Annotated in this window: 14 protein-coding genes and 2 tRNA genes; 3 read left to right on the top strand and 13 right to left on the bottom strand. The window is 69.7% G+C overall.

Going from position 1 to position 14806, the window contains the following annotated elements; all coding sequences use genetic code 11:
• Positions 1–27: 27 nt before the first annotated feature.
• Complete coding sequence (pknB, locus tag AWH51_RS04425) at positions 28–1782, top strand: Stk1 family PASTA domain-containing Ser/Thr kinase (RefSeq protein ID WP_063070908.1); 1755 nt, start codon at positions 28–30, stop codon at positions 1780–1782.
• Positions 1783–1824: 42 nt separating this feature from the next.
• On the opposite strand, the gene AWH51_RS04430 is transcribed toward pknB, so the two are convergent.
• Genes AWH51_RS04430 through AWH51_RS04435 form a run of 3 tightly spaced genes read right to left on the bottom strand, consistent with a single transcriptional unit; the run spans position 1825 to position 3421 of the window.
• Positions 1825–2463, bottom strand: a complete 639-nt coding sequence (locus AWH51_RS04430) for an anthranilate synthase component II (protein ID WP_063070909.1) — start codon at positions 2461–2463, stop codon at positions 1825–1827.
• Positions 2460–2582 carry a hypothetical protein gene (locus AWH51_RS16555; protein ID WP_302621240.1) on the bottom strand — a complete coding sequence of 41 codons (123 nt, stop codon included), beginning with the start codon at positions 2580–2582 and terminating at the stop codon, positions 2460–2462. The genes AWH51_RS04430 and AWH51_RS16555 overlap by 4 nt, the downstream gene beginning before the upstream one ends.
• Before the next feature lie 38 nt (positions 2583–2620).
• On the bottom strand, positions 2621–3421 hold the full coding sequence (locus AWH51_RS04435) for a class E sortase (RefSeq protein WP_063070910.1): 801 nt from the start codon (positions 3419–3421) through the stop codon (positions 2621–2623).
• Positions 3422–3527: 106 nt separating this feature from the next.
• Here AWH51_RS04435 and AWH51_RS04440 point away from each other — a divergent pair, with 106 nt between their 5' ends.
• Positions 3528–3767 (top strand): cell division protein CrgA, encoded by a 240-nt coding sequence (locus AWH51_RS04440; RefSeq protein WP_015488825.1) that lies wholly within the window; start codon positions 3528–3530, stop codon positions 3765–3767.
• Between the two features lie 407 nt (positions 3768–4174).
• Here AWH51_RS04440 and AWH51_RS04445 read toward each other — a convergent pair whose 3' ends face one another.
• Both AWH51_RS04445 and AWH51_RS04450 read right to left on the bottom strand, forming a co-directional pair.
• The gene (locus AWH51_RS04445; protein ID WP_063070911.1) at positions 4175–5038 is read right to left on the bottom strand and encodes a rhomboid family intramembrane serine protease; all 864 of its coding nucleotides are present in this window, start codon (positions 5036–5038) and stop codon (positions 4175–4177) included.
• Positions 5038–5577 carry a peptidylprolyl isomerase gene (locus AWH51_RS04450; protein WP_063070912.1) on the bottom strand — a complete coding sequence of 180 codons (540 nt, stop codon included), beginning with the start codon at positions 5575–5577 and terminating at the stop codon, positions 5038–5040. The genes AWH51_RS04445 and AWH51_RS04450 overlap by 1 nt, the downstream gene beginning before the upstream one ends.
• A gap of 122 nt (positions 5578–5699) precedes the next feature.
• Between AWH51_RS04450 and AWH51_RS04455 the strand changes: the two genes are divergently transcribed.
• On the top strand, positions 5700–6326 hold the full coding sequence (locus AWH51_RS04455; RefSeq protein WP_254654470.1) for a hypothetical protein: 627 nt from the start codon (positions 5700–5702) through the stop codon (positions 6324–6326).
• 162 nt (positions 6327–6488) lie between these two features.
• Here AWH51_RS04455 and AWH51_RS04460 read toward each other — a convergent pair.
• From AWH51_RS04460 to gnd, 8 genes are all read right to left on the bottom strand, one after another.
• Positions 6489–6561 (bottom strand) — tRNA-Ala (locus AWH51_RS04460).
• 80 nt (positions 6562–6641) lie between these two features.
• Positions 6642–6718, bottom strand: a tRNA-Ile gene (locus AWH51_RS04465).
• 48 nt (positions 6719–6766) lie between these two features.
• On the bottom strand, positions 6767–7174 hold the full coding sequence (locus AWH51_RS04470) for a DUF3566 domain-containing protein (RefSeq protein WP_063070914.1): 408 nt from the start codon (positions 7172–7174) through the stop codon (positions 6767–6769).
• The gene (gyrA, locus tag AWH51_RS04475; protein WP_254654471.1) at positions 7167–9854 is read right to left on the bottom strand and encodes a DNA gyrase subunit A; all 2688 of its coding nucleotides are present in this window, start codon (positions 9852–9854) and stop codon (positions 7167–7169) included. The genes AWH51_RS04470 and gyrA overlap by 8 nt, the downstream gene beginning before the upstream one ends.
• A gap of 82 nt (positions 9855–9936) precedes the next feature.
• Positions 9937–11982, bottom strand: coding sequence for a DNA topoisomerase (ATP-hydrolyzing) subunit B (gene gyrB / locus AWH51_RS04480; RefSeq protein WP_254654472.1), 2046 nt, complete (start codon positions 11980–11982; stop codon positions 9937–9939).
• Positions 11983–12170: 188 nt separating this feature from the next.
• Positions 12171–12683, bottom strand: a complete 513-nt coding sequence (locus tag AWH51_RS04485; RefSeq protein ID WP_063070915.1) for a DUF721 domain-containing protein — start codon at positions 12681–12683, stop codon at positions 12171–12173.
• A complete protein-coding gene (gene recF / locus AWH51_RS04490) occupies positions 12680–13894 on the bottom strand; it encodes a DNA replication/repair protein RecF (RefSeq protein ID WP_063070916.1) in 1215 nt (404 codons plus the stop codon). The genes AWH51_RS04485 and recF overlap by 4 nt, the downstream gene beginning before the upstream one ends.
• Before the next feature lie 7 nt (positions 13895–13901).
• Positions 13902–14789, bottom strand: a complete 888-nt coding sequence (gene gnd / locus AWH51_RS04495) for a phosphogluconate dehydrogenase (NAD(+)-dependent, decarboxylating) (protein WP_063070917.1) — start codon at positions 14787–14789, stop codon at positions 13902–13904.
• Between the last annotated feature and the right edge of the window lie 17 nt (positions 14790–14806).

The raw sequence follows: 14806 nt of genomic DNA on the forward strand, positions 1-14806 counted from the left end.
GATCCCGAACCCGACGAGAGGCAGACCGTGACCGACACGCGTGTCCTCGGCGGACGCTACGAGATCGGGACGCTCCTGGGCCGGGGCGGCATGGCCGACGTGTACGAGGGCGTCGACGCGCGACTCGGTCGACGCGTCGCCGTCAAGATCCTGCGTCGCGGCCTCGCGGAGGATCCCGCCTTCCGGAGCCGCTTCCGCCAGGAGGCCCAGGCGGCCGCGCGCATGTCGCACCCCACCATCGTCCGGGTCTTCGACGCCGGCGAGGACGTCGTCACCGACCAGGACGGCGCGTCCCACACGGTCCCCTTCATCGTCATGGAGCGGGTCGAGGGCCGCCTCCTCAAGGACGTGATCACCGACGGCCCGCTGGAGCAGGAGGAGGCCGTCCGCATCATGGGCGGTGTCCTCACCGCACTCGAGTACTCGCACCGCGCGGGCGTCGTCCACCGCGACATCAAGCCCGGCAACATCATGGTCACGCCCACCGGCCAGGTGAAGGTCATGGACTTCGGCATCGCCCGCGCGGTCTCCGACACCTCCGCCACCATCGCGCAGACCACCGCCATCCTCGGCACGGCACGCTACTTCTCGCCCGAGCAGGCCAAGGGCGAGTCCGTGGACGCGCGCACCGACCTCTACTCCGCCGGCGTGGTCCTCTTCGAGATGCTCACCGGGCAGGCGCCCTTCCGCGCGGACACGGCCGTGGCCGTCGCCTACCAGCACGTCAGCGAGACGCCCGTCGCACCGAGCACCGTCCAGGAGCACGTCTCCCCGCAGCTCGACCAGGTGGTCCTGCACGCCATGGCGAAGGACCGCTACGCGCGCTTCCAGACCGCCGCGGACTTCCGCACCGACCTCGACCGCGCCGCCGCGGGCACCCTGCCCGAGCGCGAGGCACCCACCACCGACGTGGGCGCCACCCTCTTCGGCGCACCCGCGGGCCCGTCCTCCTCCCAGCAGGCGCTCCGCCAGCTGGGCGTCGACGACGACCGCACCGTCCGCACCCAGAGCCGCCCGCCCGTGCCGTGGATCTGGGCCGGCGTCACCGTCGTGGTCGTCATCCTCATCGCCGTCGTCATCTGGGTCACCAGCCTCAGCTCCATCGCGCCGCCCGACATCAGCCCCACCGTGCCCGACGTCGCGGGATCCACGTACTCGAGCGCGGCGGGCGCCCTGCAGGAGGCGGGCCTCGTGCCGCTCGAACGCGAGGAGGCGAGCGCCACGGTCCCCGCGGGCACGGTCCTCCGCACGAATCCCGACGCTGGCGAGAACGTCGCGACGAAGACGGAGATCGATGTCTTCGTCTCCTCCGGACCACCCAAGGTCCAGGTCCCCAACGTCACCAACATGGACGAGGCCACGGCCACCGCGGGCCTCCAGTCCGCCGGCCTCAGGGTCGGTGAGGTCGTGAGGCAGTCGTCCCCGACGGTCTCCGACGGCGTCGTCATGCAGACGGATCCTGCCTCGTCCGCGCAGGTGGACAAGGGCTCCACCGTCAAGCTCGTGCTGTCGAACGGCAAAGTCTCCATGCCCGACGTGCTCGGGCAGCCCCTGGTCGAGGCGCAGTCGCTGCTCGAGGCCTCCGAGCTCACGGTGACCACGCGGAGGGACCCGTCCTGCGTCCGCGCGGACGGCTCTCCCGTGAGCCAGCAGTCCGTCCCCCCGGGCGACGTCGCCCAGCGCTCGACCGTGGCCCTCACGTACTGCACGGGCGCGGGCCGCGGAACACCCGCGCCGGCACCCACGGCTCCGGCGCCGACGCAGGCCCCTCCGCGCGGCTGAGCGGCGGTCGAGACCCGACGCACCTCGGCCTGCGGAGCCGTGTCAGCCGATGCGGACCAGCGGCGACAGCCGGGACGACGTCTCTCGCGCCCCGCCCAGTCCCGCGCCCTCGAGCCAGTTGCCGAGCATCCGGTAGCCGCCCTCCGTGAGCACGGACTCCGGGTGGAACTGCACCCCCACGATGGGCGCGGCCTCGTGCCTCAACCCCATGATGACGCCGCCCTCGGTGCGCGACGTGACCACGAGGTCGGATGGGATGGTGCCGTCGACCACGGCGAGGGAGTGGTACCTCGTCGCCGTGAACGGCTGCGGCACGCCGAGGTAGAAGTCGCCGTCATCGTGCGTGACGAGCGAGGTCTTGCCGTGCATGAGCTCCTCGGCGTTGGTCACCGTCGCGCCGAACGCCTCCGCGATCGCCTGGTGTCCGAGGCACACGCCCAGGAGCGGCGTGCCCGATGCGAGTGCCGCACGCACCGTGGGGATCGACACCCCGGCGTCCGCGGGCTTGCCCGGTCCCGGCGAGACCAGCACGGCGTCGTACTCCGAGATGACACCCGCCATGTCCGCGTCCGCGTGGTCGTCGTTGCGCATGACGACGGTCTCCGCGCCGAGCTGCTGCAGGTAGCCGTCGAGCGTGTAGACGAAGCTGTCGTAGTTGTCGATCACGAGCACGCGCGTCACTGGTGCACCGTCACTTCCTGGGTGTTAACGATCGAGTCGACCCAGGGGAAGACCCAGGTGACGAGGCAGTAGAGGATCGCGGCGACCGCGATGAGCAGGATCAGGAGCCGGACCCACACCGGCCCGGGTAGGACGCGCCAGAGCGCCGCGTACACGTTCAGCCCGCCTTCGCGAACGACGTGCCGGCCAAAGCCGCGGGCGTGGAGGCGTCCGACCGGGGCTGCCACGACTCGAAGACGCTGTACGCCACGACCCGCTCCGCTGCGGAGAAGAGGGGATTGCAGCTCGTCATCGTGAGGATGCGGTCCCCCGCTTGCGCGTCGGGGGCCTGCGGCACCTCGTTGAGCACGTCGACTCCGGTGGGCTTCACGTACTCGAGTGTACGGAAGCGGTACGTGTACCAGCCGTCCTGCGTCTCGACCACGATGGCGTCGCCGACGCGGAGGTTCGTGATCTGGTTGAACGGCTTGCCGTAGGTGGTGCGGTGCGCGGCGACCGCGAAGTTGCCCACCTGTCCGGGCATCTGCGTCTCCCTGTAGTGGCCGACCTTGCCGAGGTTGAGGACGTCCGCCAGGCCCACTCCCGTAGCGACGGGCACCACGTAGTCCGGCCCGAAGCGCGGGATGTAGATGTTGCCGAAGTCGGTGGCGTTGGACGCAGGTGCGGCCGTGATGACCGGGTCGCCCGGGGCCGCGGGCGACGCGGTCGGGTCCGGCGTGGCCTCGGGGGCGGGTGCGGCCGTCGCCCACGAACGGCTGTTCTCCAGGGCCTGGTCCCGCTGGCCGCTGCTCACGACGATGTCGTTGAACCACAGCTGCCATCCGAGGAACAGCATGATGAGGACGCCTGCGGTGAGGAGCAGCTCGCCGAAGACGCCGACGGTCCCGAGGATGGCGTCCCCGCGTCGCGCCCGCCGCCGCGTGGCGCGACGGGATGGGGCGGGGTGCGGTGCGCTCATGTGCCGATTGTAGGCGGCGGGGATGCGCGGTCACCCCCTGCCGGGTCCCCGTGGGATGCGGGAGGCTCCCGGGGCCGGTGGAGGAGCATCCCGCTAGAATCTCCGCATGGCCCGCGACAAGACGACGAGACCCTCCCGCCAGGAACGCGTGCGGGATGAGGACGCCCCGAACCCGGTGTGGTTCAAGCCCATCATGTTCGGCTTCATGCTCGTGGGCCTGGCCTGGCTCATCGTGTACTACGTCAGCCTCAACGCGTTCCCCATCCCCGACCTCGGCGTCGGCAACATCCTCATCGGCTTCGGCCTCATCCTGGTCGGCTTCCTCATGACCACCAGGTGGCGCTGACCGCTCCCGCCCCCTGACGAGCCCGTCGCCATCTCCGGATGGCGGCGGGCTCTTCTCGTGCTGCCGCCTCGGCCGTCCTCCCACGTCGTTGTCCACAGCTGCTCTGTGCACAACCGTCCCCACATGTGGACAACGCATCGGGAGCGCTCGTGCGGGCCCACCAGCCGTGGCGGTTACCGCGCGCGCCCGACGGGACGGGCGATCGGAGCCGCCGAGCTCCTCTGTCCCCGAGAGCGGATCCCGCACCGCGCTCGGGAAATGACACGCGTGTAACTATCCCCACTGTGGAGGAGCCTGTGGATAACCCTCCGGCGGCCCTGAAGCACGACGCGTCGAGCCGAGGCCCGACGGACAGAGCCAGCGCGGTGCCCGCACCCCTCCGCTCGACCAGGGCGGGACGACGGCCCTCAGAACGTGACGGGGAAGAGCGCGGCGGCGGCCAGGATCGCCACGGCCAGGCCGGCGAGCGATCCGGCCTGGATGCCCGGCCGACGGGCGTCGCGCGTCCTGAGGAGCACCAGAGCCACCACGGCGCCGGTCACGAGGCCGCCGACGTGGGCCTGCCAGGAGACGCCCTGGATCACGAAGCCGAGGAGGAGGTTCACCGCGATGACGCCGAGGAGCGGGCCGACGTTGCCGCCGAGCTTGCGCGCGAGGACGAAGTACCCGCCCATGAGCCCGAAGATCGCTCCCGAGGCCCCGACCACGGCCTGGAGGGGCTCCCCCATGGTCGCGCCGATGACCTCCACGGCGAGGGATCCGCCGAGCGCGGAGATCAGGAAGAGGGCCAGGAACCGGGCGCGTCCGAGCATGGGCTCGAGGACGCGGCCGAAGACGAACACCGACAGCATGTTCAACAGGATGTGGAAGATGCTCGACGAGGAGTGCGTGAAGGCGCTGGTGAGCATGCGCCAGGGTTCGTAGTCACCCGACGCCATGCTTCCGTAGACGGGCGCGAACCACAGTGCCCGCGTGACGGTCTCGCCGAGGATCGGCAGCACCTGGAGGATCCAGACCACGGCGCAGACGGCCATGATCGCGTAGGTCACGACGGGACCCGAGCTCCGGGTAATCCGCGTGACGAACGGCGCCCGGGAACGAGGAGCGGTGCGACGCTGCTCCTTCATGTCCTCGGGGCAGATCACCCCGACGGCGGCCGGCGTCTGGCACTCCGGGCAGATGGTCCGCCCGCATCGCTGGCACAGCACGAAGCTCTGCCGGTCGGGGTGCCGGTAGCAGCGGTCGGCCGCCGTACGGGGTGAATCGGTCATCAGACCTTCTCGACGGTGACGCTCTCGATCACGACGTCCTCGCGGGGGCGGTCGCGGCCGTCGGTCGCGACGGCGTTCAGCGCGTCGACGACCTTCTTGGACGCGTCGTCGGCGACCTCGCCGAAGATGGTGTGCTTGCCCTGGAGCCACGTGGTGGGCGCCGTGGTGATGAAGAACTGCGAGCCGTTGGTGCCGCGGCCGCCCTGGGTGCCGGCGTTCGCCATGGCGAGGATGTACGGCTTGGAGAAGTCGAGGTCGCGGCTGATCTCGTCGTCGAACTGGTAGCCGGGACCGCCGGTGCCCTGGCCGAGCGGGTCGCCGCCCTGGAGCATGAAGTCCTTGATGATGCGGTGGAAGACGACGCCGTCGTACAGCGGGTCGTTCGACTTCGTGCCCGTCTGGGGGTGGGTCCACTCCTTCTCGCCGGTGGCGAGGCCGACGAAGTTCTCGACGGTCTGGGGCGCGTGCGACCCGAAGAGGTTGAGGACGATGGTGCCGTGGTTGGTCGTCATGGTGGCGACGTGAGTGTGCGCAGACATGGAGCAATGGTCTCACGGCGGAGCTGGGACTCGGCGGACGCACAGGGTCCGCCGTGTTTGCCCGCAGAGGCACCCGTGCCAGACTGGGGATTCCTGGCGATATCACACCGATGGAGGTCCCCTTGGGTCTGTCACGCAAGAACAAGAAGGAGTTGGCGAAGCTCCGCACCCACGCGGCCGCCGTCCTCAAGGAGCAGCGCGAGGTCCTCGACCGGGCCAACGTCGTCGTGGCCGAGGCCGCGCACACGGCTCGCAGGCTCTCCGACCAGCACGTCGTCCCCGCCGTCAAGCGCGGCGTCGACGACCACATCCGTCCCGGCTACGAGGCGGGCGCCGAGCGCGCGCGCGCCGCCGCCGACTCCGCGTACAAGGGCTTCACCCACACGGTCCTCCCGGCCGTCGCCGGTGCCGCCGGATCCGCGGTCGCCGCGACCGAGGGCATCCGCAACAGCAAGCAGGTCAAGGACGCCATGAAGAAGGCCGGCAAGGTCTCCTCCAAGGCGCAGGAGTTCGGGAAGCACTACGTCGACAACGGCCGCTCCTACGTCGGTCGCTACGTGCCCCAGGTCGCACCGGCGAAGAAGGGCCTCGGCTTCGGCGGAGTCGCCCTCATCGCACTGGGCGTCGTCGTGGTCGGTGGCGTCGGCTACGCCCTGTACCAGACGTTCCGTGCCGACGACGACCTGTGGATCGCCGACGACGAGCCCGAGGCCGTCTCCACCACCGCGAAGGACCAGCCCTCGAGCTGATCCGCGCGGCGACAGCACGACGAAGGCCCGGCCACCGAGAGGTGGCCGGGCCTTCGTCATGCGGGCGTCGTCTCGACACCGGTCGACCGCCGGCTCGCCGGCGTCACGAGCCGGATGGAGCCGTGACTGCGAGGAGGCGAGGGCCCGGATCCGGGCGGAATGTGGAGTCACGGGGAATCGAACCCCGGACCTCCTGCTTGCAAAGCAGGCGCTCTACCAATTGAGCTATGACCCCGAACGGCGAGACCCGCATCGCGATGCCCTCGGCCGACTCGATTCCCGCCAGGCCCCCGGATCGTGCTGATCCGGGGGTGTTGGTGGGGATACCAGGATTTGAACCTGGGACCTCTTCATTATCAGTGAAGCGCTCTAACCAACTGAGCTATATCCCCATCGGGCAGGACTACGTTACCGTACGCCTGCCCGTTTCTCCCAATCGGCTACGCGTTGGTGAAGCCGACGAGGACACCGCCGGTGATGCGCACGCTGAGGTTGTAGAGCAGCGCGGCGACGGCACCGAGGACGGTGCCGACGACGATGTTGAGCACGGCCACCACGATGGCGAATCCGAGGACCTGGCCCAGGCCGAACACCTGCTGGAGGGAGAAGTCCGCGGATCCGGACACCTCCTGGAAGAGCTGGTCGACCGTGCCGAAGACGTTGGTGGTCTGCAGCACGACGTAGATGAGGAACGTGGCCACGACGGTGATGATGCCGAGCACCACCGAGAAGAGGAACGCGAGCTTCAGCGCCGACCAGAAGTCGACGTACACGAGCTTCAGACGCACCTGCTTGGTGGTGGTCGCTCGCGAGGACTTCTTCGCGAGCTTCTCGGCGACACTACTCATCGGGGGTTTCCTTCCCAGCAGCGGTACCCTCGGACGCGTCGGGCGCAGCTTCGGGGACCACCAGGTTGCGTTCGGAGTTCTTGGCCAGTGAGATGATCCTGTCGTCGTCCGCGAAACGGGCGAACACGACACCCATGGTGTCTCTGCCCTTCGCCGGGACCTCGGCCACGGCAGAGCGTACCACCTTGCCGCTGGCGAGCACGACGAGGATCTCGTCCTCCTCGCCCACGATCAGGGCTCCCGCGAGGTCGCCGCGGGCATCCTGCAGCTTCGCCACCTTGATGCCCATGCCGCCACGGTTCTGGACGCGATACTGGTCGGCGGCGGTGCGCTTCGCGAAGCCGCCCTCGGTGACCACGAACACGAAGCCCTGGTGTCCGACGACCGAGGCGCTGAGCAGCGTGTCGTCGCCGCGGAAGGTCATCCCCTTCACACCGGAGGTCGACCGCCCCATGGGACGCAGCGCGGAGTTGTCGGCGGAGAACCGCAGCGACATCCCCTTGCGGGAGACCAGCAGCAGGTCGTCGTCCTCGTTCACGAGGAGGGCGGACACGAGGGCGTCGCCGTCGCGGAGGTTGATCGCGATGATGCCGCCCGTGCGGTTGGTGTCGTACTCGGTGAGCGCGGTCTTCTTCATCAGCCCGTCGCGGGTGGCGAGCACGAGGTACTGCGCGACCTGGTAGTCGCGGATGTCGAGGACCTGCTGGATCTCCTCGTCCGGCTGCATGGCGAGCAGGTTGGCGACGTGCTGGCCCTTGGCGTCGCGGCCGGCCTCCTGCAGCTCGTACGCCTTCGCCCGGTAGACCCGGCCCTTGTCCGTGAGGAAGAGGAGCCAGTGGTGCGTGGTGGTGACGAAGAAGTGCTCGACCACGTCGTCCGCGCGGAGCTGCGCGCCGCGCACGCCCTTGCCGCCACGGTGCTGGCTGCGGTAGTTGTCGATGCGCGTGCGCTTGATGTACCCGCCGCGCGTGACGGTGACCACCATCTCCTCCTCGGGGATGAGGTCCTCCATGCTCATGTCGCCGTCGAAGCCGAGCATGATCTCCGTGCGCCGGTCGTCACCGTACTTGTCGGTGATCTCCTGCAGCTCGGTGCTGATGATCTCCCGCTGCACGGACGGCGTCGCCAGGATGTGCTTGTACTCGGCGATGCGCTCCTCGAGCTCGGCCGCCTGGTCCTGGATCTTCTGGCGCTCGAGCGCGGCCAACCGGCGGAGCTGCATCTCGAGGATGGCGTTGGCCTGCAGCTCGTCGATGTCGAGCAGCTTCATCAGCCCGCTGCGCGCGACCTCGACCGTCTCAGACCGGCGGATGAGGGCGATGACGTCGTCGAGCGCGTCGAGCGCCTTGAGGTAGCCGCGCAGGATGTGGGCGCGCGCCTCGGCCTCGTTGAGGCGGAACTGCGTGCGGCGCACGATGACGTCGACCTGGTGGTCCACCCACGCGGAGATGAAGCCGTCGAGCGCGAGCGTGCGCGGGATGCCGTCGACGATCGCGAGCATGTTCGCGCCGAAGTTCTCCTGGAGCTGCGTGTGCTTGTAGAGATTGTTCAGCACGACCTTCGCGACCGCGTCGCGCTTCAGCACGATGACGAGGCGCTGGCCGGTGCGGCCGGACGTCTCATCGCGGATGTCGGCGACGCCGCCGAGCTTGCCGTCCTTCACGAGCTCGGCGATCTTGATCGCGAGGTTGTCGGGGTTGACCTGGTACGGGAGCTCGGTGACCACGAGGCACACGCGGCCCTGGATCTCCTCGACGGCGACGACCGCGCGCATCGTGATGGAGCCGCGGCCCGTGCGGTACGCGTCGATGATGCCCTTGGTGCCGAGCACCTGGGCGCCCGTCGGGAAGTCGGGGCCCTTGATCCGCTCGAGGAGCGCCTCGAGGAGCTCCTCCCGGTTCGCGTCCGGGTTGGCGAGCAGCCACTGGGCACCCGACGCGACCTCACGGAGGTTGTGCGGCGGGATGTTCGTGGCCATGCCGACCGCGATGCCCACGGATCCGTTGACCAGCAGGTTCGGGAAGCGCGACGGGAGGATCTTCGGCTCGAGCGTGCGGCCGTCGTAGTTGTCCTGGAAGTCGACCGTGTCCTCGGTGATGTCCCGGACCATCTCCATGGCGAGGGGCGCCATCTTGGTCTCGGTGTACCGGGGGGCCGCGGCGCCGTCGTTGCCGGCGGAGCCGAAGTTGCCCTGGCCGAGCGCGAGCGGGTAGCGCAGGCTCCACGGCTGGACGAGGCGGACGAGCGCGTCGTAGATGGAGGAGTCGCCGTGCGGGTGGAACTGGCCCATCACCTCGCCGACGACGCGGGCCGACTTGAAGAAGGAGCGGTCGGGCCGGTAGCCGCCGTCGTACATCGCGTAGATCACCCGGCGGTGCACGGGCTTCAGGCCGTCGCGCACCTCGGGGAGCGCGCGCTGCACGATCACGCTCATCGCGTAGTCGAGGAACGAGCGCTGCATCTCGAGCTGGAGGTCGACCTGCTCGATGCGGTCGTGCGTCACGACCACCGTGGCGTCGGGGTCGATGATGGCGCCGGGCAGCGAGTCGGATGCCGCGGCGGCGGAGGACGCCGGCGTCACGCCCTCCTGGGGCAGGGCATCGTCGGTCGACGGCGCCTGCGCGTCGTCCGGGGTCGCGCCCGTGCCCTGCTCGTCGTCCGGAGTGGTGTCGTCGGCCATGGAGGTCCCGTTCAGATGTCGATGGATCGTGGAGTCGGTGCCGGGCGGCGGCGGGCGCTGAGCCCCGCCGCCGCCGCGTCGATCAGATGTCGAGGAACCTGACGTCCTTGGCGTTGCGCTGGATGAAGCTGCGGCGGGACTCGACGTCCTCGCCCATCAGCGTCGAGAAGACCTCGTCGGCGCCGGCGGCGTCGTCGAGCGTGACCTGCATGAGCGTGCGGGTGGCCGGGTCCATGGTGGTCTCCCACAGCTCCTTGTAGTCCATCTCGCCGAGGCCCTTGTAGCGCTGGATGCCGTTGTCCTTCGGGATCCGCTTGCCGTTCGCCTGCCCGTGCGCGAGCAGCGCGTCGCGCTCCGCGTCCGTGTAGACGTACTGGTGCTCGGCGTTCGACCACTTGAGCCGGTACAGCGGCGGCTGCGCGAGGTACACGTAGCCGAGCTCGATGAGCGGCCGCATGTACCGGAAGAGCAGGGTGAGCAGGAGGGTCGTGATGTGCTGGCCGTCGACGTCGGCATCGGCCATCAGCACGATCTTGTGGTACCTGACCTTCTCGGCGTCGAAGTCCTCGCCGATGCCCGCGCCGAACGCGGTGATCATCGACTGCACCTCGTTGTTCTGCAGCGCGCGGTCGAGGCGGGCCTTCTCCACGTTGAGGATCTTGCCCCGCAGCGGCAGGATCGCCTGCGTCGTGGGGTTGCGCCCCTGCACCGCGGATCCGCCGGCCGAGTCGCCCTCGACGAGGAAGACCTCCGACAGCGCCGGGTCCTTGCTCTGGCAGTCCTTGAGCTTGCCGGGCATGCCGCCCGACTCGAGCAGCCCCTTGCGCCGGGTCTGCTCGCGTGCCTTGCGGGCGGCCAGCCGCGCCTGCGAGGCCTGCATCCCCTTGCGGATGATGTCCTTCGCCTGCGCCGGGTTCTTCTCGAGCCAGTCGCCGAGCTGCTGCCCCACGATGCGCTGCACGTAGGCCTTCGCCTCCGTGTTGCCGAGCTTCGTCTTCGTCTGGCCCTCGAACTGCGGCTCGCCGAGCTTCACCGAGATGACGGCGGTGAGGCCCTCGCGGACGTCGTCGCCCGTGAGGTTCTCGTCCTTCTCGCGGAGCAGCTTGTTCTCACGCGCGTAGCGGTTGACGAGGGTGGTGAGCGCCGCACGGAACCCCTCCTCGTGCGTGCCGCCCTCGTGGGTGTTGATGGTGTTGGCGTAGGTGTGGACGCTCTCCGTGTAGGAGGTGGTCCACTGCATCGCGACCTCGAGGCTGATCTTCTTGACTGTGTCCTCGGACTCGAACGCGATGACGTCGGCGTTGACGACCTCGGTCTTCTTCGCCTTCACGAGGTGCTCGACGTAGTCGACGAGGCCGCGCTCGTAGAGGAACTTCTCGGTGCGGTGCTCGGCGCCGTCGACCTCGCGCTCGTCGTGCAGCGTGAGGGCGAGCCCCTTGTTGAGGAACGCCATCTGCTGGAAGCGCGCGCGGAGGGTGTCGAAGTCGAACTCGACGGTCTCGAAGATCTCGCGGCTCGGCCAGAAGGTGATGGTGGTGCCGGTCTCGGTGGATCCCTCGCCCTTCTCCAGCGGCGCGTCCGGCACGCCGATGGTGAAGCTCTGGCGCCAGACGGCGCCCTGACGGCGGACCTCGACGTCGAGGCGCTCCGACAGGGCGTTCACCACGGAGCTGCCGACGCCGTGCAGACCGCCGGAGACCGCGTATCCGCCGCCGCCGAACTTGCCGCCGGCGTGCAGCTTGGTGAGCACGAGCTCGACGGTGGAGATGCCCTCGACCGGGTGGATGTCGACGGGGATGCCGCGGCCATCGTCGACGACGCGGATGCCGCCGTCCTTGCGCATCGTGATCTGGATGTCGCTGGCGAACCCGGCGAGGGCCTCGTCGACGGAGTTGTCGACGATCTCGCTCACCAGGTGGTGGAGACCGCGCGGACCGGTCGACCCGATGTACATGCCGGGTCGCTTGCGCACGGCCTCGAGGCCCTCGAGCACCTGGATCTCGTTGGCGCCGTAGTCGTTGCTCACCTGCTGGCGGGTGATGTGGTCGGAGTCGTTGTGCGTCTCCTCGACCTCCACCTCGTCCGGGGTGGAGTCGTCGGGGAGGTCCTGTGAGGCATCCGATGTCATGAAGTGGTGGCTCCTGCCGCGTCGACGCGCCCCTGCCCGACGGCGGACGCGCGCGGATCACGAGGTGATCCGGGGACCGTCGTCCCTTGGCTGCGGGCGACCCCTCATTCTATCGCAGGAGTACGCTTCGCACCGCCTATCCGGCCGTCTGACGCCTTTTCGCGCCGGGGGTGACCTGATTCGCCTCCCTAGCCGTAGGTATCGCGCGGGCCCCGCCCTGGGATCGACCTGGGACCCTTTTTCCAGGACGGGGCGTTCGGTCCCTGGAAGCGGATCGACCGGATGCCCGCATCGGGGAAGCGCTCCGCGATGCGCGTCGTGATCTCCACGCGCATCAGCCGGAGCTGCGTCGCCCACGCCGTGGATTCGCACTCGACAGTGAGGAGGCCGTCCTCGATCCCGACGGGAGAGGAGTGCACGGCGGTCTCCTCGCCGGCGATGGTCGTCCACGCCGCCATGAGCTCGGCCTGCGAGAGCGACGACGTCCAGCCCATCCGCGAGGTGAGCGAGTCCATGACGTTCCCGAGCGAGTCCGGATCCCGGCCGGGCTGGAACGGGGAGCTGCCGGCCTTCTGCTCGCGGCGCTTCCGCGCGGACGGCGAGCGGACGGAGGCGTCCCCGAACACGCGGCGGAAGCGGCGGTAGACCGCGACGGCCTCCGACTCCGGGAGCGGCCCGCCGTCGGCCGCGCGGGGGATCACGCCGGTCCCCCGGTCGCGTCGGTGTCCGCGGGCGCGGATCCGGGTGCGTCGACGATCTCCCCCGCGCGGATGTGCACGGCGTTCGCGGCGAGGTGCGCGGGCACGTCCTCGAACACCGCGGCGGTGATGAGGACCTGCTCGAACCCGGTGACCGCCTCCGCCAGACGGCCGCGCCGCGCCTGGTCGAGCTCGGCGAACACGTCGTCGAGGATCAGGACGGGGTCGCCCGTCTGCGAGTCCCGCCGCAGCAGCTCCGCCGACGCCAGCTTGACCGCCAGCGCGAACGACCACGACTCCCCGTGGCTGGCATAGCCCTTCGCGGGTAACCCGTTGAGGCGGAACAGGACATCGTCTCTATGCGGGCCCACCAGCGTGAGACCCCGCTCGAGCTCCCGCGGGCGCATCCGGGCGATGGCCGAGGTGAACACCGGCACGACGTCCTCCGTCCGCGTGAAGCGGCCGCCGTCGCGCGCCCCGGTCTCGTCGGCGACGTCGTCCTCGCCCGGGTCGTCGGCCAGGATGCTCAGCTCCGGGCGCGCCGACGGGCCGTGGTCGGATCCCGCCACGGCCAGGTATGCCCGTGCCAGCTCGGGCTGGAGCGCCTCGACCAGCGCGCCGCGTGCCGCGATGATCTGCGAGCCGATGGCGACGAGCCGCTCGTCCCAGATGTCGAGCGTGCCGAGCTGGTCGGCCTTCATGCCGCGCGCCCGTGCGGACTTCAGCAGCGTGTTGCGCTGCTTGAGCGCCCGGTCGTAGTCCGACAGCACGCCGGCGAGCCGGGGTGCGCGCAGCACGAGCAGCTGGTCGAGGAGGCGCCGACGGCCGGACGGATCGCCGCGCACGAGCGCGAGGTCCTCCGGCGCGAACAGCACGCTCGAGAAGTACCGCGGGAGCTCCCGCGGCTTCGTCGGCGTGCTGTTGACCTGCGCCCGGTTCGCTCCCGATCGGTTGATCTGCACCTCCACCCGCAGCTCGCGTCCCGCGTGCTGGAGGAGGGCCCGGATCACCGCCGACTCGGCACCCTGCCGGATGAGCGCCTGATCGGTGGAGACGCGGTGCGACCCGAGCGTGCTCAGGAAGCCCAGCGCCTCCACCAGGTTCGTCTTGCCCTGCCCGTTGCTCCCCACGAAGAGGGTCGCACCGGGCTGGAGCTCGACGTCCGCGCGGGTGTAGTTGCGGAAGTCACCCAGGGAGAGGTGACGGACGATCATCCGGTGGTCAGGACTTCTTCTGCACCGAGTGGCCGCCGAACTGGTTGCGCAGCGCCGCGACGGCCTTCATGGCCGGGGAGTCCTCCTGGCGGGAGGAGAAGCGCGCGAAGATCGACGCGCTGATCGCGGGCATCGGGACGGCGTTGTCGAGCGCCTCCTCGATGGTCCAGCGGCCCTCGCCCGAGTCCTGCACGAAGCCCTCGATGTCCTCGAAGCCCGGGTCCTCCTTGAGCGCCTTGACCAGGAGCTCGAGCAGCCAGGAGCGCACGACGGTGCCGCGCTGCCATGCCTCGAACGTGCCCGTGACGTCCTTGATGATGTCCTTGCGCGCCGCGAGGAGCTCGTACCCCTCGGCGAACGACTGCATCATCGCGTACTCGATGCCGTTGTGGACCATCTTCGCGTAGTGGCCCGCGCCGGAGTCGCCCACGTGGACGAAGCCCTCCTCGCGAGGGCCCTCGGGACGCAGCGCGTCGAAGACGGGCATCGCGCGCTGGACCTGCTCGGCCGGGCCTCCGACCATCAGGCCGTAGCCGTTCTCGAGACCCCACACGCCGCCGGAGACGCCGGCGTCGACGAAGTCGATGCCCTGCTCCTTGAGGAGGCCGGCGTGGGCGAAGTCGTCGGTGAACTTGGAGTTGCCGCCGTCGATGACCAGGTCGCCGGGCTCGAGGATCCGGGCGAGGTCGCCGACCACGTTCTGCGTGACCTTGCCGGCCGGCACCATGACCCAGACCAGGCGCGGAGCGGGAAGCGCGTCCGCGAGCTCCTGGAGCGTGGCCACGTCCGAGACGTCCGGGTTGGTGTCGTACCCGGTCACCTCGATGCCGTTCTTCTCGAGGCGCGCGCGCATGCGAGCGCCCATCTTGCCGAGTCCGACGAGTCCGATGTGCATGTTCTCTCCTTGGTCGC

It is taken from the genome of Clavibacter tessellarius, assembly GCF_001618005.1.
Classification (GTDB): Bacteria; Actinomycetota; Actinomycetes; order Actinomycetales; family Microbacteriaceae; genus Clavibacter; species Clavibacter tessellarius_A.